Below are 24,952 nucleotides of genomic sequence, written 5' to 3' on the forward strand. Positions count from 1 at the left end.
TCTGCCACGAGACAGTTTCTATCTAGTGGTCTCTCCGGTCCGTATTCACACCTTGTAACTGGAAGCCACCGGTTTCGGCCTGCGTACGCTCGACGTGGAACGAGTAGGCTCCTTCATATCGGAATCAACTGACAGATAACAAAGTCTGTCATCCGGATACGAAGGTTCACGCCGTGGAGATGCAGAAACAAACGACTCTCACGGCTCAAGTCAAACGAATCATGACCAACACGACGACGATACGTTCACAGTGTACGACGGTTCTTATGGCCTGTATAGTCGCCTTAGCGATGGTAGCCGGCGGTGCACCGGCGGTTGCCGCGGGCGAGGACGCCGACACCGGTTCGGACTCCATCCACGCCCTCGAGGATGGCGAAGAGCTGTACCTGGTGTTCGGTGCTGACCTCGGCGATATGACGCTCGAGGAGTACATCGAAGCGCACGCGTCGGGCACCGCCGCGGCCGACGCGGAGGTCACCCAGTACCAGGACGTCAGCCAGGTCAACATCAACCAGCAGGGGAACGCGACCTCCATCTCGATCGACGGCGGTGAGGCAACCGCCGTCCAGGAGGCGACCCAGCAGAACGACAACGTCCAGTTCGGCGACGGCTCTTCCTCGAGCGTCCAGTCGACGCAGTTCGAGGACGTCGGGAGCGTGACGGTCGTCCTCGGGAACGGCGACGGCAAGCACTTCGACGGCTGGGGTGTCGCCGACAAGAAAGGCGACAAGGCAGACGTCGACGCCGATCAGGCCGCCGATGCGGAGGTCACCCAGGTCCAGGAAGTCGGCCAGCTCAACTACAACGAGCAGAACGTCGCCTTCGCGATCGCCGAAAACGAGAGCGAGGCCGTCGCCCTGCAGTACTCCGAGCAGGCCAACCAGAACCTGCAGCAGGGCGTCGCGAACGCTACCAACGTCTACATGGGCGACGGTGAGTTCAGCGACCAGTCCGCCCAGGCCTCTGTCGAACAGGGCCAGGCGACGGACCAGATGAACGTCAACGAACAGGACGGCGCGGTCGCGATCGCCGTCGGCAACAACAGTACGGCGACCGCGATCCAGTTCACCGAACAGACCAACTTCAACGAGCAGATCGGCGAGGCCGACGCCGCGAACATCATTGCCGGCATGCCCGGCATGAACGTCGCGACCGCCGGCTTCACCGGCGACAACGGCGTCGTCCAGACCGAAAGCACGCTCGAGGGACTGCACGGTGACAAGGACGCGGACAAGGATCACAAGAAGGGCTCCGACGAGATCCAGACCGCGACCACCGAGGTGACCCAGGAGCAAGGCGTCGAGCAGATGAACGTCAACCTGCAAAACACCGCGTTCGCGTACGCGACCAACAGCAGCAACGCCACCGCGCTGCAGTTGTCCTACCAGCAGAACATCAACGCACAGGTCGGATTCGCCGAGGCGCTGAACGTCTACGCCGGCCCCGGTCACGTCAACGACGGCGTCATCGCCTCCGAGACGACCAGCGTGACGCTCGGTGGCAACGACGTCGGCGGCGTCTCCGGAATCGCCTACGACTCCGACGCCAACCAGACCAACGACGTCGAGCAACACGCCACCGCGCAGATCGAGCAAGTTCAGTTCGTGACCCAGGAGAACGTCAACGAGCAGCAGGCCGCAGTCGCCGTCGCCGACAACGGCGGCAGCGCCGACTCCGCACAGTTGACCATCCAGGAGAACGAGAACGTCCAGTTCGCGTCGGTCGCCGCGACCAACGTCTGGGCCGCTTCGTAACTGAACACCCTCGAGACTGCCTTCGGCTACCGCTTCGACGTCGTATTCGATTTCTCCCGTTTCTTCGGAGCCTCGTGCCGCCAGAGGCGTCTCGGTCTCGCTGTGAGGACACAGTACCGTCACCGGAGAGTCGTGGTATCCGATCGATCGCTGGCGTCGCTACCGTACGATCCGCTACCGAGATATCGGTCGGTAAGTGCGAAGCGACGCGATCGATTCGGCCGGAGTGTGAAATTTATCGCTCGAACGAGGACTGTTTCAGCGAGTTCCAACCGTATTGACGAAACCGTTCAATCCTATTGTCTATTTATCCGGTGAGACGATCACGGACGCAAACGATACCCCTTATCGATACGAGCGGGTATGGCTATCGAGACCGCCGTCGTCCTCGCTGCCGGGGAAGGAACCCGACTCCGCCCGCTGACGCGGAATCGACCCAAGCCGATGCTCCCGGCGGCGACGAAACCCATCCTCGAGCACGTCTTCGATCAACTCCTCGAGGCGGGGATCGAGAGGCTGGTCGTCGTCGTCGGCTACGGCCGGACCCGGGTCCAGTCACACTTCGGGCCGACCTACCGGAACGCACCGATCACGTACGTCACCCAGGAGTCACAGCTCGGGACCGGCCACGCGTTGCTGACGGCGGAGTCCGCCGTCGACGGCTCGCTCCTGGCGATCAACGGGGATCAGATCGCCGACGAATCCATCGTTCGCGACGTCCTCGAGGCCCACGGCGACGGGGGGAAAGCGACGCCGAACGACGGTCCCGCCGCGACGCTCGCGCTGTTGCGGCGGGCGGGCCGCCCGACGGCCGCGTGACCGAACTCGAGGAGTCGCCCGGCGACGATCGATCGTATCACCTGAACGCAGGAATCTACGCCTGCGAGCCGGCGGTGTTCGACGCTGTACGGGAGGCGACCTCGGAGACGGGAGAACACTCCCTGATCGACGGCCTTTCGCGGCTCGTCTCGTCGGACGCCCTCGTTCGCGGGGTCGTCACCGAGGGGACGTGGGTCGACGCGACCTATCCCTGGGACCTGCTCGACGTCTCGTTCGCGCTGTGTGACGCAGGAATGCTCGAGGCCGATCCCCCGGCTGGGGATCGTTCGGCGGCGACGATCCACGACCGGGCCGTGGTCAGGGAGCCTGCGGTCATCGACCGGGACTGCGTGATCGGCCCGGGAGCCGTCGTCGGCCCCTACGTTTGCCTCGGGGAAAACGCGACCGTCGGATCCAACGCCGTCCTCGAGCGGAGCGTCGTCGACGCCGATACGACCGTCGCGGACAACGCGACCGTCGTCGACTGCGTGACCGGGACGGGAGTGACGATCGGTGCCGGATCGACGGTTCCGGGCGGCCCGGGCGACGTCCGTGTCGGCGACCGCGTCTTCGAGGACGAGTCCCTGGGTGCGTTACTCGCCGATCGCGTCACCGACCACGGGGGCGTCGCGTACGTTCCCGGAACGATCGTCGGTCCCGACACCGAACTCCGGACCGGGGCGACCGTCCGCGGAACGGTGCCCGAGAGAACGGAGGTGTGGCCCTGATGTGCGGGATCGTCGGCTACACCGGTGCGCGAGCGGACCGGAGCGTCCGCGAGGTGCTGTTGACGGGCCTGTCGAACCTCGAGTACCGTGGCTACGATTCGGCGGGCGTCGCCATCGCGAACGGCTCGCTGGCAGTTCGCAAGCGGGAAGGCGAGCTTCCGGAACTGAAAGCCGCGATGGAAGGCGGAGCGGAACCGGTTCCCGACGACGGCCTCGCCGGCATCGGACACACCCGCTGGAGCACGCACGGGCCACCCTCGGACGCGAACGCCCACCCCCACACCGACTGCGGGGGTCGCGTCGCCGTCGTCCACAACGGCATCATCGAGAACTACCGCGATCTCCGCGAGTCGCTCGCCGAACGGGGACACGAATTCGAGAGCGACACCGACACCGAAGTGATCCCGCACCTGATCGAGGAGGCGCTCGGCCAGGGCGACGAGTTCGAGGCCGCGTTCCGGCGGGCCGTCGACCGGATCGAGGGGAGCTACGCGGTGGCGGCCGTCCACGCCGACCGGGAGACGGTCCACGCGACGCGCTACCGGTCCCCGCTGGTCCTGGGGCTCGACGACGACGGCTACTTCCTCGCGAGCGACGTCCCGGCCTTCCTCGAGTACACCGACCGCGTCGTCTACCTTGAGGACGGCCAGTTCGCGTCGATCCGTCCCTCCGGGGCCGAGATCACCGACGAACGGGGTTCGCTGGTCGACGTGTCGGTCGAGACCATCGACTGGGAACCCGAGGACGCGGGCAAGAGCGGGTACGACCACTACATGCTCAAGGAGATCCACGACCAGCCCCGCGCGATCCGGCGGTGTCTCCGCGGCCGGTTACGAGAACTCGACGGGGCCGTCGAGATCGACGAACTCGGCGGGCTGGACCGGCCGGATCGGGTTCACTTCGTCGCCTGCGGGACGTCGTACCACGCGTCGCTGTACGGGGCTCGCCTCTTCCGGGAGCGGGGGATCCCGTCGACGGCCTTCCTGGCGAGCGAATACGACGTCGGCAAGATTCCAATCGACGAGGGGACGGCCGTCATCGGCGTCACCCAGAGCGGCGAAACGGCCGATACGCTGGCCGCGCTCCGGGAGGCAAACAGTGCGGGGGCGACGACGGTCACGGTGAGCAACGTCGTCGGGAGTTCCGCCTCACGGGAGGCCGACCACGTGCTGTACATCCGGGCCGGACCGGAGATCAGCGTCGCCGCGACGAAGACCTTCGCCTCCCAGCAGGTGGCGCTGACGCTGCTCGCGAGCGCGATCACGGGAGCGTGCGACAGGGACACCCTCGAGGCGTTGCGATCGCTCCCCGACCACGTCCAGTCCGTGCTCGATCAGTCGCGTACACACGAGATCGCCGCCGAGTACGCGGACGCGGAGATGGACGCCTACTTCTTCATCGGCCGGGGGTACGCCGCACCGGTCGCCCTCGAGGGGGCGCTCAAACTCAAAGAGATCTCCTACGCCCACGCCGAGGGGTTCCCGGCGGGCGAGTTGAAACACGGTCCGCTCGCGCTGGTGACCGAACGCACGCCGGTGTTCGCCGTCGTGACGGGTGACTCGCGCGCGGAGACGATGCTCGGGAACATCAACGAAGTCTCGTCCCGGGGTGCCCCCGTCGTCGCGGTGACGGACTCGCCGGAACCGCTCGCCGCCGACGTCGATCACGTGGTACCGATCCCGGAGACCGACCCGCGGCTCGCGCCGATCCTGGCGAACGTCCAGCTACAGCTCGTGGCCTACTGGATCGCCAGGGAACTCGGACGGTCGATCGACAAGCCACGAAACCTCGCGAAAAGCGTCACCGTCCAGTGACGGTCGCCCGGAAGCTCCGGACGCCAAAGTGAGGCGACTCTCGAGTCGACGCCGTAAAAAGTGAAACGGCGACTCGAAGTGCGAACACACGGGGAGCGTCAGAAGAGGTCGGTGACGCCGAGCGCGTCGTCGACGACGTTGTCGACGTCGACACCGACCCCGAGGTCGTCGTCGACGTCAGCCACGTCGTCACCAGTCCCCGTCACCACTACTGCAGTCTCCTCCTCGAACGAGACGTCCGTTTCGTCGATTTCCTGCGAGCTATCTTCGACGATCGACTGTTCTTCGACCGCCTCGCCGGTCTCCTCCTGGCCGGGTTCCGATACTGTCACGTTCTCCGTCTGTGCCGCGACACCACCGGCCCCGACGGCCATCGCGAGGAGACTCACCGCGATCGCGAGGACCGCCAGCCGCCGACAGCGGGTCAGTTGATTCGTTCCAGTCATGGTAATTCCCCTCCGCGGGGCAGCGGGAGGTCGACAGATTCGATCAAAAACGACTGGAATCGTTTGGCCGAAAACACGCTATTGGCGCCCCTGTAAGTCCGAATTTGTCCCGAAACGGTGTGAGATCGGAACGGTCGCCGTGGATCGAAGCAGCCACCGGTCTCTCCGATAGACACCGGTATTGCTACGGGCAGTCCTGAAGCGGTAATCACCGTTCGACTCCTGAGCAACGGACGAACGATCATGCGGCGGTCCGGCAAAGGGACGGGTTGCAGTCGACGGCAAAACCGTGGGTAGGAATCGCTTACTTAATGCGACGGTTCTCGTAGATCGTTATCACACGATTCAGTATCGCATTGTATTATGTGCTTTCGAGCTGTAATCAGAGCCATGCAGGATCGCGACACTGCGAGCGGGGGGACTGCGCGATCGTCGGCCACCCCGTTCCACCGCTACGGGCGCCGCCCTGATATTCCGGCGGAGACGCCCGACCTACGGCGACGCGCGAGCACGAAAGCGGGAAACGAAATCGCCGAACGGAGACCGAGGGGGTTTCGCGAGCGACGGACTCGAGCGGTGCGTTACCGGCAGTCGTCGAGACCGCAAACACGGGGCCGGAGGCGAGGTGAGAGGTCGTGGAACTGATCGACGAGGAGGGCAACCTCTTGGGCGTCGTCAACGTCATCGACGCGCTCGTTGTCCTCCTGTTGCTGGCCGTCGTCGTCGCGGGGGTCGCACTCGTTACCGGCGGACAGGACCGGACTAGAGACGTCGATTCGGCGGAAACCGGCTACGCGACGCTCGAACTCGGCCAGCAGCCCGGGTACGTAATCGACAATCTCGAGTCCGGTGACGTCGGAACGCTCGGCGAGACCGGCCAACCGGTGACGGTGACCGACGTCTACGTCACTCCGCTGGCGACCGCCGAGGACGAGAACGCCACGACGACCGAGAACGGCACGAACACGGATGCCGACAGTACCGACGACGCCGTCGAGCCGATCGCCTCCGACAACGCCGTCGAGCCCCACGTCACGGTCCGCATCGAGTTCGAAACCGTACAGACCGGCGACGACGGCCCGGAGGAGTTCCGGGCTGGCGACGAGACGCTGTTGCTCGGGACCGAACAGCGTCTCGATATGGGAACCTACCGAACGAACGGGACGGTCACCGACCTCTCGCTCGAGGGCCAGTCGCTCGAGATCGACGAAACGACGACCACCGTCGAGCTCGAGATGCACAACGTCAGTCCGAGCGTCGCCGACGCACTCGAGGAAGGGATGACCGAAACCGTCCGCGGGACGACCCACGCCAGGATCGTCGACGTGGAGGAAGAACCCGCCGCCGTCGTGCTCGAGAGCGACGACGGAAACATCTACGAGCGCGACCACCCGCGGAACGTGGACGTGACGCTGACGGTGGAGCTACGGACCCAGGAGGCAGGGACGACGGAACGGTTCCGCGGGGAGCCGGTCCGGATCGGCTCGACCGTGGTGCTGGACTTCGAGACGCTCGTCGTCGAGGGTGAGGTCACCGCGATAGCGTAGACGGCGATCCGCTCTCCGAGACTCGGTGGCGCTCGAGGGACGGCCTCTTGGAACAGGTATGTTGAATCGCGAGCCGATTCTCACGAGCCGGGAAACCGCCCGTCATACATGGGGTCCAGAAACCAACAGCAGGGTGAGAACGTACCACACATCGGGGTCACGACACCCTGGGTTTCAGTGAACATGTCCAACGTGAGCGTCAACTCGGTCGAAACGGACCGGTCGAAGAGCACCGAGCAAAGCAGGGCGCAGTCGGAACGCACAGTCTGCCCCGAGTGCTCGGGACGGCTCCGCCACGACGTCAGCCACGGCGAACACGTCTGTGTCGAGTGCGGGCTCGTGGTCGACGCAGACGAGATCGATCACGGACCGGAGTGGCGCTCCTTCGACGACGAGGGCGACGCCCGGACCCGGGTCGGCGCACCGATCACCGAGCGGAGACACGACAAGGGACTGAGCACGACGATCGGCTGGGAGGACAGGGACGCCTACGGGAACGACCTCTCCGCGAGCAAGCGGACGCGACTGCGTCGGCTCCGGACCTGGAACGAGCGGTTCACCTCGAAAGACGCTCGCGAGCGGAACCTGAAACACGCCTTCGGCGAACTCGAGCGGATGGCGTCCGCGCTTGGCCTTCCCGACCCGTGTCGCGAGACCGCCGCGGTGATCTACCGGCGGGCCGTCGAGGAGGACCTGCTCCCTGGTCGCTCGATCGAGGCGATGGCGACCGCCAGCCTCTACGCCGCCGCGCGCCAGCACGGAACCCCGCGAACGTTCGTCGCCTTCGACTCGGTGAGCCGCGTCGACGACCAACCCGTGAAACGCGCGTACCGGTACCTCTCGGGCGAACTCGACCTCGAGATCGCCCCGCCGGATCCCGAACAGTACCTCCGGCCGTTCGCGTCCGACCTCGGGGTGACCGACGAGACCGAACGCCTCGCCCGAGAGATCCTCGAGGCGGCGAAAGCCGCCGAACTCCACATCGGCAAGAGCCCGGCCGGGATCGCGGCGGCGGCCATCTACGCGGCCGGTCGCCTGACGAACGACCGCGTCACCCAGGAGACGATCGACGAGACGACCGGCGTCAGCAAGTTCACGATCCGAAACCGGTACCAGGAGTTGCTCGAGGCCTACGGGATCTACGAGGAAACGGAACACGATCGCTGACGACGAGTCCGGATCAGATCGGATCGGTTCTCGGCCGCCGCGTCGACCGGATCCGGTCCCGACGATCAGTAGCCGAGTTCGAGCAGCCAGTTCGCCACGAGACTGAGAACGGTGATCGCGAACAGGCCGGCCAGCAGGAGAAACGCCGTCCCCCAGCCGAACAGGTCCGCGAGCAGTCCGACGCCGACCGAGCCGGCCGAGCCGACGACGGTGTAGACCGTCCGGACGAGGCCGAACCCGGCCCCTTGCTCCCGGTCGCCGAACTGGTCGAGGAACCGGGGATCGATCGCCGAGAAGAAACTCGAGCCGGTGCCGGCAAAGAGGATGGCGACGGCGACCGCCGTCAGTCCGTCGGCGACGACCAGCGCGAGGAGGCCGACAGCGCCGGCGAACATGGAGCCGCCGATGGCGAGGTCCCGGCCGTACCGGTCCGAGAACTCGCCGATGGCGAACTGGCTCCCGGTCCGGACGACGAAAAACCCCGAGAAGGCGGTGCCGGCGAGCGTCGCCGAGTACCGGTGGTACTCGACGAGGAAGGTCGGGAGGAACGTGAGCAGTCCCTGGACGATGAACGTCCCGATCATCGCGATGGCGAGCGTAAACGCGATCGGCGGCCGGGAGACGAGTTCGACCAGCGCGGATCGTTCGAACCGTTCGCGCATGGGCTGGTCGGGGCGTCGGGGTTCGGTCGGCCGGATCCGCCAGGCGACCAGGATGAAAATCGGGAGGCCGACGAGGAGCGCGACGGCGACCGCGGGACGCCAGCCGTACCGGACGCCGACCCAGGAGGCGGCGACGGGTGCGACCAGGCCGGCCAACGGGCCACCCAGCGAGTGGATGCCCACGGCACGACCGAGTTCCTCGTACGTGCGCGAGAGGAGCGTCGTGGCGACCGCGTAGTGGAGACCGGCGACCGCCCCGAGGACGACGGCGATGGCAACGAAGGCGGCAAATGCCGGCGCGAACGCGAGCAGGAGGCTCGCGAGCGAGGTTCCGCCGACGGCGACGAGGATGACCGGCTTCTCGCCGTACCGGTCGCCGAGGACGCCGCTCGGGAACTGGGAGACGCCGTAGGCGAGCCACATCCCCGAGAGGGCCAGGCCGATCTGGGTGTTCGTCACGTCGAAGTCGGCCGCGATGAAGGGGATGACCGGGCTGATCCCCATCCGGGCGAAATAGGTGACGAAAAACGCGAGCGTACAGAGTGCAAGCACCGTAGTCCGATACTGCCAGCGCATTCGGTGTCTCCGGCGATTTCGGCGACTGGGGGTTAAGTGTAGCGACTGCAGGGTCGGAGTTCCGGCCGGACGGATGGACGGACGGGCGCTCACCCGGTAGTCCGGTCCGCCAGCACCAGCCTCGCAGAAGAACGCGGAGGAACTGCGACGCCTGCCCGAAAAGGGATCCCCCGCCCCTGCCATTGGATATTAATATCCGACACGATTACCTCTCAAAATTGAGTATAACTAAGTAGGAGTTGTTCGAAGTACGACTGCGCCGCAAGGCGCGACCCGGCGGGGAAACATCCCCACCACCCCTATCGAGCCTCCCCGCCGGGGCTTTCTCTCGGAAGCGATCGGTTGTTTCTCCCGGTGATACAAAACGGCGTCGGCTACGGGCGCGCCGACTATCGAACATGTGTGGTCGGTGTCCCCGTGTTTCGGGGTCTTTCTCACGACATGGACGTACGCCGTATCGGAATCACGAGACTCGTTAGAGGTGACCCGCTCGAGACCGGGACCTCGGGTCCGAGCCGTCTCGCAGCGGGTGATCGGCCACGAACCTCCCCGCCGCTACCGTGAGGCAACGAGTGGCCCGACCGGGGATACGGAAGATCGCTCTCGACACCGCCGGATTCCGCCGATCGTTACGCGTCGTGTTTCTCCTGTTCCTGTTCGCGGAGTTCGATACGGCGGATCTTCCCGCTCGAGGTCTTGGGGAGTTCGTCGACGAACTCGATCCGGCGGGGGTACTTGTACGGCGCCGTCTCCTCTTTCATGAATTCCTGCAGTTCGTCCTCGAGGTCCTCACCGGGCTCGTATCCCTCGGCGAGGATCACGTAGGCCTTGACGACGCTTCCGCGTTCGTCGTGGGGGCTGTCGACCGCGGCGGCCTCGGCGACGGCATCGTGACTGACGAGTGCGTCCTCGACCTCGAAGGGACCGATCCGGTAGCCCGACGAGATGATGATGTCGTCGGCCCGGCCCTCGAAGAAGAAGTAGCCGTCCTCGTCCTTCGAGGCCAGGTCGCCGGTCCGGTAGTACTCGCCCGAGAGCTTCCGTTCGTCGAGGTGGGGTTTCTCGTAGTAGCCGTCGAAGATCGCCGGCGAGTCGATCGGGACCGCGATCTCGCCGATCTCGCCCGGTTCGACCTCCTCCTCCTCGTCGACGTCGAGGATCGTCGCGCCGACGCCCGGCGTCGGCTTGCCCATACTGCCGGGCTTGACGTCGATCCCCGGATAGTTCGTCACCAGTGCGACCGTCTCGGTCTGGCCGTAGCCGTCCCGCGGGGTCACGCCCCAGGCCTCCTCGATGCGCTCGATGGGTTCGCGGTTCAGCGGTTCACCCGCCGAGAGCGCGTCGTTCAACTGGACGTCGTAGTCCTCGAGGTCGGCGTTGGCGAACATCCGGTACTGGGTTGGGACGGCACAGAGCTTGGTGACCCCCTCGGTCTCGAGGATCTCGAGGAACGTTTCGGGGTCGAACTCCCCGTCGTAGATCAGCTGGGTCGCGCCGGTCGTCAGCCCGACGCCGACGGGGCTCCAGAACCACTTCGCCCACCCCGTTCCCGTGGTGGCCCACAGGAGTTCGTCCTCGAGGTCGGTGTCCTCGTCGACGCCCCACCAGTACGGCGCGTTGACCGCGTTGAAGCAGTACATCCAGCGGTGCTTGTGGAGGACGGGTTTGGGCTTGCCGGTCGTCCCGCTGGTGTAGTTGATCGACATCGGATCCTCGGCCTCTAAGTCCGGGCCGTCGTACTCCGTCGGCTGGCCGTCGACGACCGACTCGAACGTCGTCCACCCGTCGCCGTCGGGGTCATCTTCGTCGCCCTCGAGGACGATCACGCGCTCCAGCGGCGTCTCCTCGAGCACCGGTTCGACCATGTCGGTGAGCGACTCGTGGACGACGACCGTCGAGGCCTCGCAGTCGTTCGCCCGGAACTGGATGTCTTTCGCCCGGAGCATCGCCGAACACGGGACGAGAAGCGCGCCGACCGCGAGCGCGCCCAGCTGGATCGCGAACGCGTCGGGGTGGCGCGGGAACAGGTGCATCACCCGGTCGCCCTCACCGACGCCGAGGTCCTCGAGGCCGTTCGCGAACCGGTACATGTCGTCGCGAAGGTCGGCGTAGGTCCGTTCGGTCCGCGTACCGTCCTCCGAGCGGAATTTGACCGCGACCCGGTCGCCGATCTCCCCGGCGTACTCCTCGACCACAGAGGGGATCGCATAGGTGTCCGGAATATCCCACTCGAACTCCGACCCTGTAGCTGTGTGATTTTCACCCATATGTAGCCGCTATTACTATTTGGATGATAATTGTTGTGTGAGTGGAGTTCGCATGGGGGTCCGCTGGCGAGTACATCGGCCACGGGTCGGCTCTCACCCGGTTCGGACGGTGCCGAAATGCGGGGCGATCGTCGTCCACGGAGAACGGACGGTGACGCCACTCGAGTGTGGTTGCGGTGGTCGAAGAACGAAATCAGCAGACGCTTCATCGGCTGGGTCGCAGTCTCCGGAATCGCTCCGTTTTCGCACCCGCCAGTACGACCTGCTCGCTGCTCACTCCTCGAGCGTCTCGTACACTCGTTTCCGGACCGAGACGTCTTCTTCGGCAAGATTCCGAAGGAGCGTCCGCAACTCGTCTGGCGTGGTGGACTCGAGTACTGTCTCGAGCGATCGGTCCGCGCCGATATCTTCGACGTCGCCGCTGGCAAGCACGGCTGCGACGATATGCTTGCACGGAACCGTATCGTCGGGACAGCTGCACTCTCCCTCGACGTAGCTCCCGTTCGAGAGCGTCACCTGGACTTCGTACGGCTGGCTTCCCTGCACCGTCGCCCGAAGCCGATCGTCGACCCGGACGGCGTCGGTGACAGCCCCGCGTTCGTAGTAGCGTTCGCCGCGCTCGTACCGCCCGGGGTCGGTCACCGACCGGAGCGTGGCCGTGTCGACTGCCGACGACGCCTTTCGGGTGCGGAGGCGCGGGAACTCCTCGACGACCGGGTCGTCACCCGGTATCGACGGCACGGCCCCTCGCCGGTGCACGTAGCCCTGCTGTGGCCACCCCAGCGGGAACCAGTACGACGGGTCGCTGACGACGTCCCAGCACGCGTCGATCACGTCGATGCGATCCGCCGGAAGAACGTTTTCGAGGGTGACGGTCCGTGGCGTCGTCCCTATCTCGAGCGTGACCTCGGCCTGGTGAGTGTCCTCGGTGGCGACGCGGTCGGCGTACTCCGTGCGGACGGACTCGAGTTCGGCGATTCCCTCGGCCGAGAAGCCGTGACCGGTGCGCTCGAGTTCGAAGATTACCTCGGCGTACGTGCGTTTTTCGCGGTACGTGATCACCGGCCGGTTGCTCCCGACGAGTTCCGTCGGCTCGTAGTCCGGGAGATCCGTCTCGAGGACGATCGGCGCGATCGGGTCCGTCGGCGTCTCGGGAAGCCGATCGGTGTCCGGTCTGCGGCCGTCGCTCGGCTCGCCAAGCGGCGTCTCGAACAGACGGCGACAGACCGGACAGACTGTCGCACCGAGGCCGTCGTAGGTCGTCCGCTCGTGCGCCCGACACCAGTCACAGGCCCGGCGCGTCTCCCGGTCCGTTCGATCCCAGTCGATATCGCGACGTGTCGTCACGCGTTTGAGATCGGCGATAACTCGGGCCCGTCGTTGCTGCTGGCGCTCGAGTTCGGCGCGACACGATCCGCACAGATCGGCGTCGCCGTCGGCAATAGCTGATGGGAGAACGAGCCGCTGCTGGTCGGAACGGCCTCGCATCGAACCGCTGGTTGGCGGCGAGATCGGGCCGGTCGGAGCGTCGGCGGGCTCGCCGGGTGTGTCGTACGCGACGATATCGCTTGCAGTCACGGTGTCGTCGGGCGTGGCGTCCTCGGCGTCGAACTCCCGGCCGTATCGGCAGCCATCGGGGCCGACGAGGTGCCACTTGCCGGAGCCGGAGCCGGAGCGAGCGAACGTGGGCACGGTAGTCGGGAGAACGTCAGGACGGTGAAACAGCGTTTCGGTCGACCTCGAGAACCGGACGAACCCGGCCTCTCACTCGAGCGCTATTGCAGACGCCGGTCTGTGCTATCGGTCTCTCTGGCGGCCAGCCCGCTCTGTGGCAGCGATGACGTCACGCATCTGGGTCACCTGATCGTCGTCGAAGACGTCCCGGAGATCGCGGAGCGACCGGCTATCGGTGAGCCGGTCTACCGCGTCGCTGAACGACTCGTCGTCACGCTTGTGAGCTCTGATACGATCGTAGACCTCGTCCTCGAGGCGAACCCAGTGAGTCATGCTCGTTGGTAGTGCTATCTTTGAACAGCGAGAGAATCCCACCGTTTACGGTGGGCGTGAATCGCGTCGTTGGATGACACAATCCACTGTCGGTAGCAGGCTGGATATTCCACGATCATCCACACCATTAAGTTGGATTATCCACATAGGCTATACATGGCGATTGAGGTCACTCGTACCTACGTTGGCTCTATCCAGAACCAGCAACAGGTCCGCGATGACCTCGACTCGCTCGGAGGCTCCGCCTCAAAAATCTGGAACAGCGCACGCTGGACAGCCGACCGTATCTGGAACGCAACAGGCGAAATCCCAGACGAAGGGACGCTGAAAGCGTACATGAAGAACCAACCCTGCTGGAAAGACCTGAATGCACAATCCAGTCAGAAAGTCATCGAAGAACTTTCTGACGCTTTCCAGTCGTGGTTCGATCTGCGACAGACAGACGACGAGGCGAATCCGCCCGGCTACCGCAAACACGGCGACACTCGGCCCAAGAGCACAGTCACGTTCAAAGCAGACGGGTTCAAACACGACCCAGAGAACAACCGCGTCCGACTCTCGAAAGGCTCCAACCTCAAAGAACACTGGTCGGACTTCATCCTCTGTGAGTACCAGACTCGTCCCGACGTTGATCTTTCGGAAGTCAACAAGGTACAGAACGTTCGAGCTGTCTGGAACGGTGACGAGTGGGAATTACACTTCGTCTGTAAAGTCGTACTCGAAACCAACGACGCCGCAGGCGACGGCGTTGCTGGAATCGATCTTGGAATCACGAACATCGCCACGGTCGCGTTTCCCGACGAATACGTTCTCTACCCCGGTAACTTGCTCAAACAGGACAAGCACTACTTCACCCGAGCAGCGTACGAGACTGCGGGTGAGAACGGCCCATCAGAGAAGTCGATGTGGGCACGTCGAAAACTCGCAGAGCGTGAAACCCACTTCTACCACGTTCTCACGGACACAATCATCACCGAGTGTGTCGAACGTGATGTTGGCACGCTCGCGGTGAGTTGGCCTGAAGACGTACGAAAATCAGACTGGGGCAAAACGGGGAACAAGAAGTTGCACTCGTGGGCGTTTGACCGTCTCTACCAGTACCTCGAATACAAGGGCGAAATCCGTGGCGTCGAGGTGCTGAAAGAGAACGAGTGGAACACCTCGAAGACGTGTTCACGGTGTGGTGACGATACGACGTCGAACCGTGTCGAACGTGGCCTGTACGTCTGCTCATCGTGTGAGTTGGTAGCCAACGCAGATTGTAACGGGGCGGAGAATATGCGACGCTCTTGTGGCGGAGATTGTTGGTGACTCATAGCGCAGTTTTGAGGATGGTTTTCAGCGCTTCTTTTCCCGGTTTTCGATACACGCGGCGACGGAGCTGGAAGGCTCGGAGATACGGCGTGAGCTTGTCCTTGGAGACGCCTCGATGGGGCGAGAGCCAGGATCGCGCCAGCGATCCGTGGCTCTCGCAGGTATTGACGTGAACGTCTCCATCGGCGTATTCGCCGTCGCCGTGGACGACGTATTCGCGGTCGAATGCGTCGTCCTCATCAAGCGGTTCGTACGCTCGAAAGCCGTCGGTATAGACCGTGAGCGACTCCTCTTTACGGTCAGCAAGGAGGAGTCGAATCGTCGATTCATCAGCGGCTTTCGCTGGGATCACGTAGCGGTTGCCGGTGCCGCGATCAGCCAGAATAAACACGGGTAGCTTGTCCTGTTCGTACGATCCTCTTCCGCGCGTGGACAGGCCACGCGAGCGCGACCGTCCGTCGCGCTCGCGGCCTTTGAGCCCGGCTTTCACGTACAGTTCGTCAATCTCGACTGGTCCTTCGAGTTGTGGCTGAGGCGCGTCCAGCGCTCGCAGGAAGCGCTGGACGCGCCGGTACACTGTTTTGTAGGAGACATCAATCTCTACGTCTAACTGTCGAAGACTGGTGTTGAAGCGGATGTAGGTGTAGACGGCGAGAAACCACTTCCTGAGTTCGACCGCTGAGTGTTCAAAGACGGTGCCGGTCTGATCGTTGAACGTGCGGTCGCAATTCTTACAGCGATATCGCTGAAACACCCGATAGCTGCCGTACCGAATCGCGGATTCGGCACGGCAACGTGGGCAATAGACGCCGTCACGCCAGCGAATCTGTCGGAGCAGGTTCGCGGCGCGACGCTCCGAGACGAACGTCTTGAGTGGAATCATGCTTTCGTCGGGTGGCGCGAACGCGCCACCCTTGCCCGCTACGACTTTCAGCTACTGCTGCGGGCTGACCAACAATCCTCTACCCATGAGCGATATGCGACAGAAGATAACTCCGAGTCCTCACGGCGAGGATAGGAGTAACGGCTGTGTGGCACAGCCATCGGTACACCTGTTCGACCGCGAAAGCGGGATGTTCCAATCGAGAGAACAGGTCGTATCGTAGACCAGCAAATATCCCACCCTGCGGTACGGGAAGCCGCGTCCTTCAGGGCGCGGAGGATGTCACCCTCAGGAGTTCCACCGTGGGTCCAATCGTCCGGATCGATCTCGATGAGACCGTCCATCCACGTTTTCGTCGTCAACGAAAGGGCAATATACTGGTCACCGTGGAACGGACGGCCTTCGTGGTTCGAGACGATGAGCCACGGCCGGGCCGCCTCGTCGCCCTTGTACGGGTCAGCACCGTATACGACATCGCCCGGTTAATAAATGGGTGTCTCGTTTTCTGTCACTCTTCATCATCCCTCAGGCTCGGGTGGGGATCCTCAGGAGCGTGCTCTTTCCATGCTTCACCGTCCTCTTCGCCAAGCTGCTCGTTAAACAGCGCAGTTGCACGGGCGTATCCATCGTAGCTCTCGAGGCGTCGATAGTCAGTAGTTACGGCCCAGTACGTTCCCTTATGTTCGACCAGGTCACGGTTCTTTAACCGCGACAGGGCAGTGCTTACACTTCCTTCGTTGAGGCCAGTTTGTCGTGCGATTTCTTGCGCCTTGAACGCCTGGTCGTCGTTGGCGGCGAGAAATCCGAGTACCTGATCCGTCGTCGATAACCCCTCGAGCTCCTCTTCGCTCGATCGTTCGAACGTCTCTCTGTCGATTGACATTCCTGTGCGTTAGTAGCGAGCGTTTCGTTATAGATGTTACTAGTGAAATTACCGTGATTCAGTTGGTGGTTGTTATTTTTGACATGCCTTGTTGAACGCAAGACAGCGTCGGGGTAGGATCGATCCTGCACAGTCACATAGTGTCAAAGGCGGGTTCTTAGATTGACCTCCTTCACGCCCTGAAGAACGTGGAATCCACCCATCGGATTTCCGCCGAGTGTGGCGTTCGAGGTTCCAACCCGCACTCAAGGGGAACCAGAGACACTCTGGCGAAACTCTCGTTTTCCCCCTGTCTAGGGCTGTGGCCCGGCCAATGAGGCTCCATCGAATACCATGTCATCGCCGTCTGAGAATAGACCGCGTTCGTCATCGCCCCTTATCTGTTCGGGGCCGGCATCTCACGGTATTCGTAGCATTCCATGGTACTCAGGGCCGCACAAGCGAGAAGAACGATCGGTACAGGTAGAGAACCCATCTCCGCAAGATGTGGGAAGATTACTATATAGTCGGGAAGAATTTTACATCTTCCCGTACAACAGGTAATCGCGCCATGTCAAAGTCGACAGATGAACGGGGCCGGATCTACCTCCCGAAAGACGTCCGAGAGCGGTTCGGTGACCAGTATCGTATCGTCGAACTCCCGAGCCACGTCGCGCTCTTTCCCGTCGACGAGGACCCACTAGAGGGGCTCCGAGCTGCCGTTGGCGATGCCTTTGAGGGGACGGAAGACGCCGATCTGAAAGCAGACGCGCGCGAGGCGATCGCCCGAGAGGTTCGGGAGGAAACGGACGGCCGGTCGCAGGACGATGAGGAGTGAACTGTGTACGTCGAAACTGACTTTCTCACAGCACTAGTGAAGGAGGACGACTGGCTTCAGGATGCCGTAATCCGCGCCCTCGAAGAGCGCGATGACATTCATACCTCGATACTCGCATATGCCGAGGTTCTGGTGTTGTTCTACGACCATGAGACTGCCGAGTACGAAATCGATGCGCCGCGGGCGATTACCAACCTGCTCGAACTGGTTCCTATCGTGCCGAACGAACACGAGGACGCGGTTCTGGCCGCTGCGGCGTTCCTCGACGAGTACGATCTCACCCCGTTCGACGCACTTCACGCCGGACTCGTCACCGTCGGCGACGAATGCGTTCTTACGACCGAACAGGATTACGACACGGTCGGTCTCGACCGGACACCGTTAAAACCTGTATCTTCCGAGTGAATCGTTTCGGAGAGATATCCAGTGTCTACAGAATCTGGCAGGGCAGTCCAGCCAGCGCACGCCGCTGGCTCAGACGCTTCAGACAACATTACAACCACGATCGACCGAATCAAGCGCTGAATGGCCGAACACCAGCCGAGTAGGTGCTGAACTAGACCGTGCCATCGACAATATCTGATACCGTACTGATCACAGCTTTCACCACCACGATTCTTCAACCTCTACCGAGTCAGGGAGCCGATCCCGATCGACAGTGTCGTAGCAGTTTACGCACTGGACAACGTTTTTAGTCCGACCGGTATCAGCCCAGCTGTGATCACCGCCTTCATCGTACGGATCGATTGGAGTTCGATTCTTCCGTTGCACACTTTGATCCTCGATCTCAGCTGAATCGGGGTGACGTGCCCTTGTGACGGTCATGTAACATCGGTTGTACTGAACTGCGCCGTACTGGTTGTATTTGACCTGAGGGTGTCATAGAACGATTACCACACCAAAGAGCAGGGTGAATGCTGAGATGGTATGGCCTCAGCGACCCTGCAAGATGATCCTTCGGTAGAGTCGTTCTTCAATGTCGCGGAGACCGAGACGCTAGCGTTGTTCGAGCACCTCTCCTTCGAGTTTCTCGAAGAGTTCGACGTGTTCGCCCCGGCGCAGACGGGGCGAACACGAGAGCATGAACCACCAGAGTTGATGCGTGGCTTCCTCCACTGCTACTACAAGGACATCTACGGGATTCGTCCGGTTGAGCGAGAGCTTCGGAACACGGTTGTTTGGCTCAGCTGTGGGTTCGATCGACCGCCGTCCAGAGACGCGGTCGATCGCTTTCTCACCGACCTCGAACACGTCGTTGACGAGGTCTTTGGCCGACTCGTCGAGCAGGCCGCCCGCCGCGGCCTGCTCGACTTGACTTACTGCATCGATTCAACTGACGTGAGGGCGATGCCTGCCGATCAAGACGCGTCGAAGTGCTACGATCCAACCGACGACGAGTACTACCACGGCTACGGCTGTACGATCGTCTCGACCGGACAAAAGATCCCGATTGCGGCGGAGTTCACAGAGAGTAAGCAAGCGCCAGAGGAGACGGCGATGCGCGTCACGCGTGACGCGCTCGCCGTCTCCACACCGATCTGGATGCTTGGAGACAGCGCCTACGACACGCTCGACTGGCACGACCACCTGCTGGCCGCAGGGGTCGTGCCAGTCGCTCCGTACAACGCGCGAAACACCGACGAGCCGAAAGATATCGAGTACAGAGTCGAAGACCGCATCGACGAACACAGCGAAGACGTTCAACTGAAGCAATCCACGTTGGATGAGACGTACAACCGCCGTACGGGGGTTGAACGAACCAACGAATCAGTCAAGGACTGCGGCCTCGGGCGAACGCACGCCCGAGGCCGCGTCCACGCACGAGCGCAGGTGTTCCTCGCACTCTGTCTGCGCCTCGTGGTCGCCATCACCAACTATGAACGCGGAGACAATCCGGGAAGCACCATCATCACGGTGTGAGAAGAGTTCTATGACACCCTCTTTGACCTAGTTGTGTTTGGGACTTCGTGTAGGATCGAATCTCACGGTGGGATCCCGGCAGTCTGTGGGGAGAGTGGATTCACGTCGCTTCGAGAGGGAATGCACACGCTCTGTACAATAGCTCACAGCATTCTGCCTGCCAGCTTTCCGAAACACACTGCTGTAATTAGTATGGGTTAATTTCTCACCTAGTATGAGTAGGATGGGTGCTATTCCATCCTAAATCCCGTGACGGGGGTGGCCCATACTACTCAGCACCGATTGGATATAATAACAAGACAATATTGGACTGGCTGTGACGAAGACAACAGGAGTGCCGCTGGCCACCACGGAGGGAGAGCGTTCAGACAGAGATGGCGAACCAACCCTTGAAAGAAGTGATCCGAAACCAATCCTGAACGGATAGGAATTCTCTCGAGTAGACCGGAACGAACCGTCCAGTCTCCGCTACTGCTCCCGACAGAAAACCGGAGTACCCCGATCCTGTTCGGAATACCCCGGTTTCAGAACTCTCGAGTTGATCTGGACGAGAGTTACCCACCCCAGGGGAGTCCGTAACGACCGACTCGCGCAGGCCCCGACAGGCCATTGCTACCGGAAGAACTCGTGTCCCGGTATAGTCTCTGACCCGACGGCTACGCCGAGACCGCTCGAGAAGAAGATTCCCTCTCGAGTCACCGACGTTGATCCGATATCGAGCAACAGGTCCCGTCACTCAGTGACTGGCACAACCACCCAAAAATGAGATATAATATCTATTCGGGAGGAGGACAAAACCGGTCCGATAGAGGGCCCCATTCGATTTGATCCCGTCTGGGACCCCGCGCTATCGCTGAGAAATTCCTGTTTGGCCTGGCCAGTTCTCTGAGGTCCCCTCACGGAGGAGATAGTTTGCTGTTCGTAACGCACCGCTGTTGCAGTAGTGGCGTTGTTGTTATTATATTCAATCGGTCTCAGGTAGTATGGCCTGCCTCCGTCCTGCGGTTTAGTGTAGTATACTATGGGAGAGACACAGCCTAGTTGCCAGTAGTGGTCAGGGTAGTCGGGCGCTAGTGTAGTTACTATATCACGGGACTAGTCAGATACCAGTTATTTATTGGGAGGGGCTAACTGGATGATCTCAGCTGAGAGCACTGGGGGGTATCGCTCACTGGTCGACCCAGAGAGAGGAAAATCGGTGTCGCCGATCTCAACAGTGGTTGGCTTCCTGATATCCAGCGCGGACCTGATCGAGAATATCGACTCCCATGGCTGTCATACCGAACGAGATGAATCCCCAGAAGATCCCCGCAGCCAGTGTTGGACCGACCGCCCCAAACAGTGGTGTCTCAACGTATACTGCCGTTAGTGCCACACCAACGATCAGGGCTTTGAGACCCAGATCCCACGTATTCCCGAGCCATGCAAGATATCCAGATACGGACCGAATCTGGGGTCGAACAGTTTGACGGAGGCCAGGCACTATCCGCGCCTCGAGTTCGTCCCTCGGGGTCGGGTCGTCTAGGGTGATACGGTCGAGGATATTATCGGGATTATCCGGCTGAAACGCTGGCGCGATGTCTTTTCCCTCTGGAAGCCCGAACTTTATTTTCTTCCCGTCGTTGACCCTCTCGACAATACCAGCATCAACTAGGTTGTCGACGGCATTCCAGTAGGTATTGTACGCTGGCCCGCGCTCATACCCGATTTGCCACTGCTTGTGCTGATCGATAATCTTCCCTAGCTGATGGCATCGCCGGTTTGTTCTAGCTATCAGTAACTGCAGCAAGCAGAAAACGGTTACCCGGTAGAGATCCCGTCCGTTCAGTCCCTTACAGAATTTGCCCGTATCCTCCGCCAGCGTTCCAAAGATGTCTTCGAACGCTACGTCATTTTCCTCGAGTACTTCATATACCCAGTCCGGAAGTACAGTGTCTGCATCGAGGCTAGCTGGGCGGTCAATATTTATTTCTTCGTTACTATCGCCGGATTTTGGTTGTCTTTCTGTCATATAGCTCCGGGGTCGTAACGGGAGGCAATAAAAATTGGTGCTGCATGAACGATCATCTAGTGACCGCGCCGATTTCTCACCCTTCTCTGCCAACACGCAGGTGCACCAGCAGGACACACCCACACAGACCGGCGCATCGATCACAGCTACTGGCTGCGTAGACAGGCACCTGCGCATCGCGAACCACGAATGAGAGTACCAGAACCCACGGATACTGGCCGTAGTCATCGAAAGCTTTGCGAAAAAGCGGCCAGATACTTCGAAGCCGACCGAGATACTGACACTCCCCGGCTCGAGCAGACGCCCAAGACGATCGAGCCGGGGACGATACTGTACCGGACCGACGCGGGCGTCCAGCAAACGGAATCGCCGTCAAGAGCCGTCGACGCTCTGTTGTCGGAACTCACGTCGGAGATCGACGACGAGGCGGACGCCGTCGAGGTCTACGTTGGCACTCGAGCAACGGCGGGGAGACTCATCGAAGCAGTTTCCAGAACCGAGCTGTTCCGCAAGACAGTCGTCCGGATCTACGTCGAAGAGCAAGGGACGTACACGCGATACGTTCCCCCATACATCGACAAAGAGTCGCGGCCGAGTCGGATCTACACAGCGACGCTCCAGTTGTTTATCGACGAGTTCCTCGCAGAGACAACGGATCGGACGGAAGCAGTGCCACTGGAGGAACTCTACGAACAGTTCTGTTGTTGGTGTCGGAACGTCACCGCAACCGCTGTACCGAGCCGACCTGGCTTTGGTCGACTCCTGGCCGCAGAAGGGCTCGAAACGGGTCCGCGAGGAGAAGACAGAACTCGCTACGTACTGAACTACACGATCGCACCACCGACCACGACCAGCACCGGTAACGAGCAGTAGCAACCGGCTCCACTCATCTCCACTTTTATGATGCAACAGGTCAATCGAATGCCGGCGATCGACAGTATACCGGACGACCGGACTCCGGCGGTCGCGCGCCACGGTGCGATCCACTGTTGTCAAAGCGGCCTTGGTGAGTCGTCGCTTCGCCTTTCCGGGGCCCTTGCGGGACCGTTGTGCGAGGCGATTACGAACGCGAGTACGGCCGTCCCGGAACTGGCCTCGGTCGAACTGCTCGTCCTGACGGGAGAACGAACGGCGACCCTCGTTGTTCACGGTAGCCAGACAGCGGAACACAACACGGGCTGGCTGGCCGATGGTGCCGGTGAAGCCGGCTCCGGACGGACTGCCGGCGGAGACGAGCTGGCAGCGCTGCTGCAACGACGGCTTCCGGACTGGTACGGAATCGAGCGAGGGACCCTCGTACTCGATCTCATCGGTATCGCTGCCGCACCGACGAGTCGACTCGTCTACACGGACGAGCCACCGTCGGGGTCGGCACTCGAGTCGCTGTTCCGGGAGATCGTCGCCCGGAATCACAAGCATAATATCCCGACGGTCGGTCAACTGCTCGTTCAACGGGAGTCGACGGACCGGTTTCGGGTGACCGCGCGCGTCGCCGACATCGGTCGGGCGGAACGACCGCTTGGCCGTCACGGACTCGCAGCGTCGCTCGACGCCTCACCCAGTTGTCCGATCGATCGCACCACGCCGGACGGGATCACCTCGAGTCGACGCCTGGCAGACGATTACTGGGAGCGGAACGTTCCACACAGCAGCCGATTTCCCGGGCTGATGACCAGCCCCGGGACCACGAACGCTTTAGCGGCGCTGATGTCGTTGGGGTTCCGGGACAGTACCCACGAGTATGCAGCACTGTTGCAGGGCCGGCCGGCAGCGGACCCCTACGAACCGTTTCCGGTCGACCCTACGTTGGCGCTGTCGACTGCCGAACTCGAAGCGATACTTGACGTGACGCCCCACTACGAGACGTGTCGCTGGCCGGCGAAACCGACTCGCTTTGCCCCGCGATTCATCCGCGAGACCGTACGAACGCAAGCGGCCGGAACGGACCACGAGGAGCTTCTTCGCGGTCCACATCCCGCTATGACGGAACTCGGCGTCCAGACCGGCGGTTCGCTCAGGGCGTTTACCGGCGGCTGGCTCGAAGAGACCGGCTATCACGCTGAGACACTCGATGAGCGGTCGCGAGGCGATCCCCACTTCCGGGGCCACCCGAACGACGATGCCGACGACGGGCCTGTCGTGCTGGTCGATCCCAACGGCGAGAGTTCGGACCAGGTCGTTGGAACAGCGGGCGAACTCATCATGGCGGCAAACCGTGCGCTGCGAGAGGGGTCACATCTGCTGGTCGTTACACCTTCACGGGAGACAGCCCAGTGGGCCCGTGACGTCCTCGAAGTCCCGTATGCGAGCCGCCGTACTCGCGACGTTCAGCAGGTGTACAGTATTCCCGCGTTCGTCTACACTGGTGACGGCGACATCGTCGTTACCGAGCGCGAGTCGCAACCGCTGTACTGGACCGTCTCCGACGGACAGCGATCTCTGTACGTCGGTGATCGGTGCCTGGCGTCAGGGCCGGTCACAGCGCCGCTCTCGTCGTATACGTTCGAGACGCCACGGCTGACCAAGCGCGGGGACTCGATGATCGTATTGAACGACGATCGAAGCGTCCGTGAGCGGCGGCCGTCGCTGGCAGCGTGTGCGACCGACTATCGGGCTGTGCGTCGTCCAGTACTGCCGATCCAGCCGCTGTTCTGTACGGACGTGACGGTCGCGTATCGGGCGGGGAGTTCGCTCGTCGAACCGATCCGCTCGCAACGCTGGGACGACGGGAGGACGCTGGAGTCTCGACGACGTCACTACAAGCGCGCCCTCGAGACGTTCCTCGAGACGTACACGGTCGGCGTTTCCGCTCAGAGCAGCAGGACGGCCCCGCGGTTCTTCGAGCGCTTTCTGACCTGGTACGACGGGCGGATCACGTGGCCGGTACCCACTCGGGACCGACTCTCCCGAGCGCTACCGAACTGGGTGCACGCTCGGACGGATACGAGAGAACCGGTCGTACTGGAAAATCGCTCCTGGTGGCTTCCAGTTGCGGATCTCCCGCTCGCGATTGCTCACGGCCGGTCTTCGGATGCATCGGCTCACCACGACCGATCAGCGACTGAGTGATCGACCACGACCATGTCCATCCGCGATACCCCACGAACGGGATCGATCGAAGTGCTGGCCCCTCTGGTCCGAACGACCGGGCTGAGGGAAGCTACCGGCCTCTCCTCGAAACGCGGTCTCCAGGCCAGCCCACGACTCGGATCTCACTCTGGTCAGCGGGCGTGGCAGTCGTATCGAACGCCGATCAACGCTCCGAAAACAGAAGATCACAAATAAATGCAATCACCTAACGGATCAATACGGTACATCGACAGTAACGACGACTTCC

General features: G+C 62.2%; 18 protein-coding genes and 4 pseudogenes. 13 read left to right on the plus strand and 9 right to left on the minus strand.

Annotated elements, in window-relative coordinates:
• The first annotated feature begins 290 nt into the window (after positions 1 to 290).
• From CHINAEXTREME_RS14095 to glmS, 3 genes and pseudogenes are all read left to right on the plus strand, one after another.
• Positions 291 to 1,754: a hypothetical protein gene (locus CHINAEXTREME_RS14095; RefSeq protein ID WP_007142002.1), complete on the plus strand. Its 1,464-nt coding sequence runs from the start codon at positions 291 to 293 to the stop codon at positions 1,752 to 1,754.
• 363 nt (positions 1,755 to 2,117) lie between these two features.
• Positions 2,118 to 3,301: pseudogene (locus CHINAEXTREME_RS14100) on the plus strand (sugar phosphate nucleotidyltransferase).
• Positions 3,301 to 5,115, plus strand: coding sequence for a glutamine--fructose-6-phosphate transaminase (isomerizing) (glmS, locus tag CHINAEXTREME_RS14105; protein ID WP_007142004.1), 1,815 nt, complete (start codon positions 3,301 to 3,303; stop codon positions 5,113 to 5,115). The pseudogene CHINAEXTREME_RS14100 and the gene glmS overlap by 1 nt, the downstream one beginning before the upstream one ends.
• A 98-nt stretch (positions 5,116 to 5,213) precedes the next feature.
• On the opposite strand, the gene CHINAEXTREME_RS14110 is transcribed toward glmS, so the two are convergent.
• The gene (locus CHINAEXTREME_RS14110; protein WP_007142005.1) at positions 5,214 to 5,561 is read right to left on the minus strand and encodes a hypothetical protein; all 348 of its coding nucleotides are present in this window, start codon (positions 5,559 to 5,561) and stop codon (positions 5,214 to 5,216) included.
• A gap of 635 nt (positions 5,562 to 6,196) precedes the next feature.
• Here CHINAEXTREME_RS14110 and CHINAEXTREME_RS14115 point away from each other — a divergent pair.
• Complete coding sequence (locus CHINAEXTREME_RS14115) at positions 6,197 to 7,108, plus strand: DUF4330 family protein (protein ID WP_007142006.1); 912 nt, start codon at positions 6,197 to 6,199, stop codon at positions 7,106 to 7,108.
• Positions 7,109 to 7,291: 183 nt separating this feature from the next.
• The gene (locus tag CHINAEXTREME_RS14120) at positions 7,292 to 8,275 is read left to right on the plus strand and encodes a transcription initiation factor IIB (protein WP_007142007.1); all 984 of its coding nucleotides are present in this window, start codon (positions 7,292 to 7,294) and stop codon (positions 8,273 to 8,275) included.
• Positions 8,276 to 8,340: 65 nt separating this feature from the next.
• On the opposite strand, the gene CHINAEXTREME_RS14125 is transcribed toward CHINAEXTREME_RS14120, so the two are convergent.
• The 4 genes from CHINAEXTREME_RS14125 to CHINAEXTREME_RS14140 form a co-directional block, all read right to left on the minus strand.
• A complete protein-coding gene (locus CHINAEXTREME_RS14125) occupies positions 8,341 to 9,513 on the minus strand; it encodes an MFS transporter (RefSeq protein ID WP_007142008.1) in 1,173 nt (390 codons plus the stop codon).
• Between the two features lie 629 nt (positions 9,514 to 10,142).
• Entirely contained in the window at positions 10,143 to 11,780 is a 1,638-nt protein-coding gene (locus CHINAEXTREME_RS14130) for an acyl-CoA synthetase (protein WP_029601677.1), read from the minus strand.
• A gap of 273 nt (positions 11,781 to 12,053) precedes the next feature.
• Positions 12,054 to 13,472 carry an SWIM zinc finger family protein gene (locus CHINAEXTREME_RS14135; protein ID WP_007142010.1) on the minus strand — a complete coding sequence of 473 codons (1,419 nt, stop codon included), beginning with the start codon at positions 13,470 to 13,472 and terminating at the stop codon, positions 12,054 to 12,056.
• Positions 13,473 to 13,577: 105 nt separating this feature from the next.
• The gene (locus CHINAEXTREME_RS14140) at positions 13,578 to 13,787 is read right to left on the minus strand and encodes an antitoxin VapB family protein (RefSeq protein WP_007142011.1); all 210 of its coding nucleotides are present in this window, start codon (positions 13,785 to 13,787) and stop codon (positions 13,578 to 13,580) included.
• A gap of 156 nt (positions 13,788 to 13,943) precedes the next feature.
• Between CHINAEXTREME_RS14140 and CHINAEXTREME_RS14145 the strand changes: the two genes are divergently transcribed.
• The gene (locus CHINAEXTREME_RS14145) at positions 13,944 to 15,098 is read left to right on the plus strand and encodes an RNA-guided endonuclease InsQ/TnpB family protein (RefSeq protein WP_007142012.1); all 1,155 of its coding nucleotides are present in this window, start codon (positions 13,944 to 13,946) and stop codon (positions 15,096 to 15,098) included.
• A gap of 1 nt (position 15,099) precedes the next feature.
• Here CHINAEXTREME_RS14145 and CHINAEXTREME_RS14150 read toward each other — a convergent pair whose 3' ends face one another.
• Positions 15,100 to 15,984, minus strand: coding sequence for an IS1595 family transposase (locus CHINAEXTREME_RS14150; protein WP_007142013.1), 885 nt, complete (start codon positions 15,982 to 15,984; stop codon positions 15,100 to 15,102).
• 91 nt (positions 15,985 to 16,075) lie between these two features.
• Here CHINAEXTREME_RS14150 and CHINAEXTREME_RS22645 point away from each other — a divergent pair.
• Positions 16,076 to 16,207 (plus strand): annotated as a pseudogene (locus CHINAEXTREME_RS22645) (RNA-guided endonuclease TnpB family protein); the annotation flags it as partial.
• 64 nt (positions 16,208 to 16,271) lie between these two features.
• On the opposite strand, the pseudogene CHINAEXTREME_RS22560 reads toward CHINAEXTREME_RS22645, so the two are convergent.
• Positions 16,272 to 16,496: pseudogene (locus CHINAEXTREME_RS22560) on the minus strand (type II toxin-antitoxin system PemK/MazF family toxin); the annotation flags it as partial.
• Complete coding sequence (locus CHINAEXTREME_RS14165) at positions 16,493 to 16,867, minus strand: MarR family transcriptional regulator (RefSeq protein WP_007142014.1); 375 nt, start codon at positions 16,865 to 16,867, stop codon at positions 16,493 to 16,495. The gene CHINAEXTREME_RS14165 and the pseudogene CHINAEXTREME_RS22560, both read right to left, overlap by 4 nt.
• Positions 16,868 to 17,417: 550 nt before the next feature.
• Here CHINAEXTREME_RS14165 and CHINAEXTREME_RS14170 point away from each other — a divergent pair.
• The 4 genes and pseudogenes from CHINAEXTREME_RS14170 to CHINAEXTREME_RS14190 all read left to right on the plus strand — a co-directional run bounded on the left by CHINAEXTREME_RS14170 (position 17,418) and on the right by CHINAEXTREME_RS14190 (position 19,604).
• Positions 17,418 to 17,684 (plus strand): hypothetical protein, encoded by a 267-nt coding sequence (locus CHINAEXTREME_RS14170; RefSeq protein ID WP_007142015.1) that lies wholly within the window; start codon positions 17,418 to 17,420, stop codon positions 17,682 to 17,684.
• Positions 17,685 to 17,687: 3 nt separating this feature from the next.
• Positions 17,688 to 18,089, plus strand: a complete 402-nt coding sequence (locus tag CHINAEXTREME_RS14175; RefSeq protein WP_029601678.1) for a PIN domain-containing protein — start codon at positions 17,688 to 17,690, stop codon at positions 18,087 to 18,089.
• Positions 18,068 to 18,232, plus strand: a pseudogene (locus CHINAEXTREME_RS14180) (integrase core domain-containing protein); the annotation flags it as partial. The gene CHINAEXTREME_RS14175 and the pseudogene CHINAEXTREME_RS14180, both read left to right, overlap by 22 nt.
• Positions 18,233 to 18,611: 379 nt before the next feature.
• Positions 18,612 to 19,604 carry a transposase gene (locus CHINAEXTREME_RS14190; protein ID WP_076738695.1) on the plus strand — a complete coding sequence of 331 codons (993 nt, stop codon included), beginning with the start codon at positions 18,612 to 18,614 and terminating at the stop codon, positions 19,602 to 19,604.
• A gap of 1,210 nt (positions 19,605 to 20,814) precedes the next feature.
• Here the strand turns inward: CHINAEXTREME_RS14190 and CHINAEXTREME_RS14195 are convergent.
• Entirely contained in the window at positions 20,815 to 21,615 is an 801-nt protein-coding gene (locus CHINAEXTREME_RS14195; RefSeq protein ID WP_007142017.1) for a hypothetical protein, read from the minus strand.
• A 189-nt stretch (positions 21,616 to 21,804) separates the two neighbouring features.
• On the opposite strand from CHINAEXTREME_RS14195, the gene CHINAEXTREME_RS14200 reads away from it, so the two are divergent.
• Positions 21,805 to 22,488, plus strand: coding sequence for a hypothetical protein (locus CHINAEXTREME_RS14200; RefSeq protein WP_238593288.1), 684 nt, complete (start codon positions 21,805 to 21,807; stop codon positions 22,486 to 22,488).
• Between the two features lie 48 nt (positions 22,489 to 22,536).
• Entirely contained in the window at positions 22,537 to 24,684 is a 2,148-nt protein-coding gene (locus tag CHINAEXTREME_RS14205) for a hypothetical protein (RefSeq protein WP_007142019.1), read from the plus strand.
• Positions 24,685 to 24,952 lie beyond the last annotated feature (268 nt).

Source organism: Halobiforma lacisalsi AJ5 (genome assembly GCF_000226975.2).
Lineage (GTDB): Archaea > Halobacteriota > Halobacteria > Halobacteriales > Natrialbaceae > Natronobacterium > Natronobacterium lacisalsi.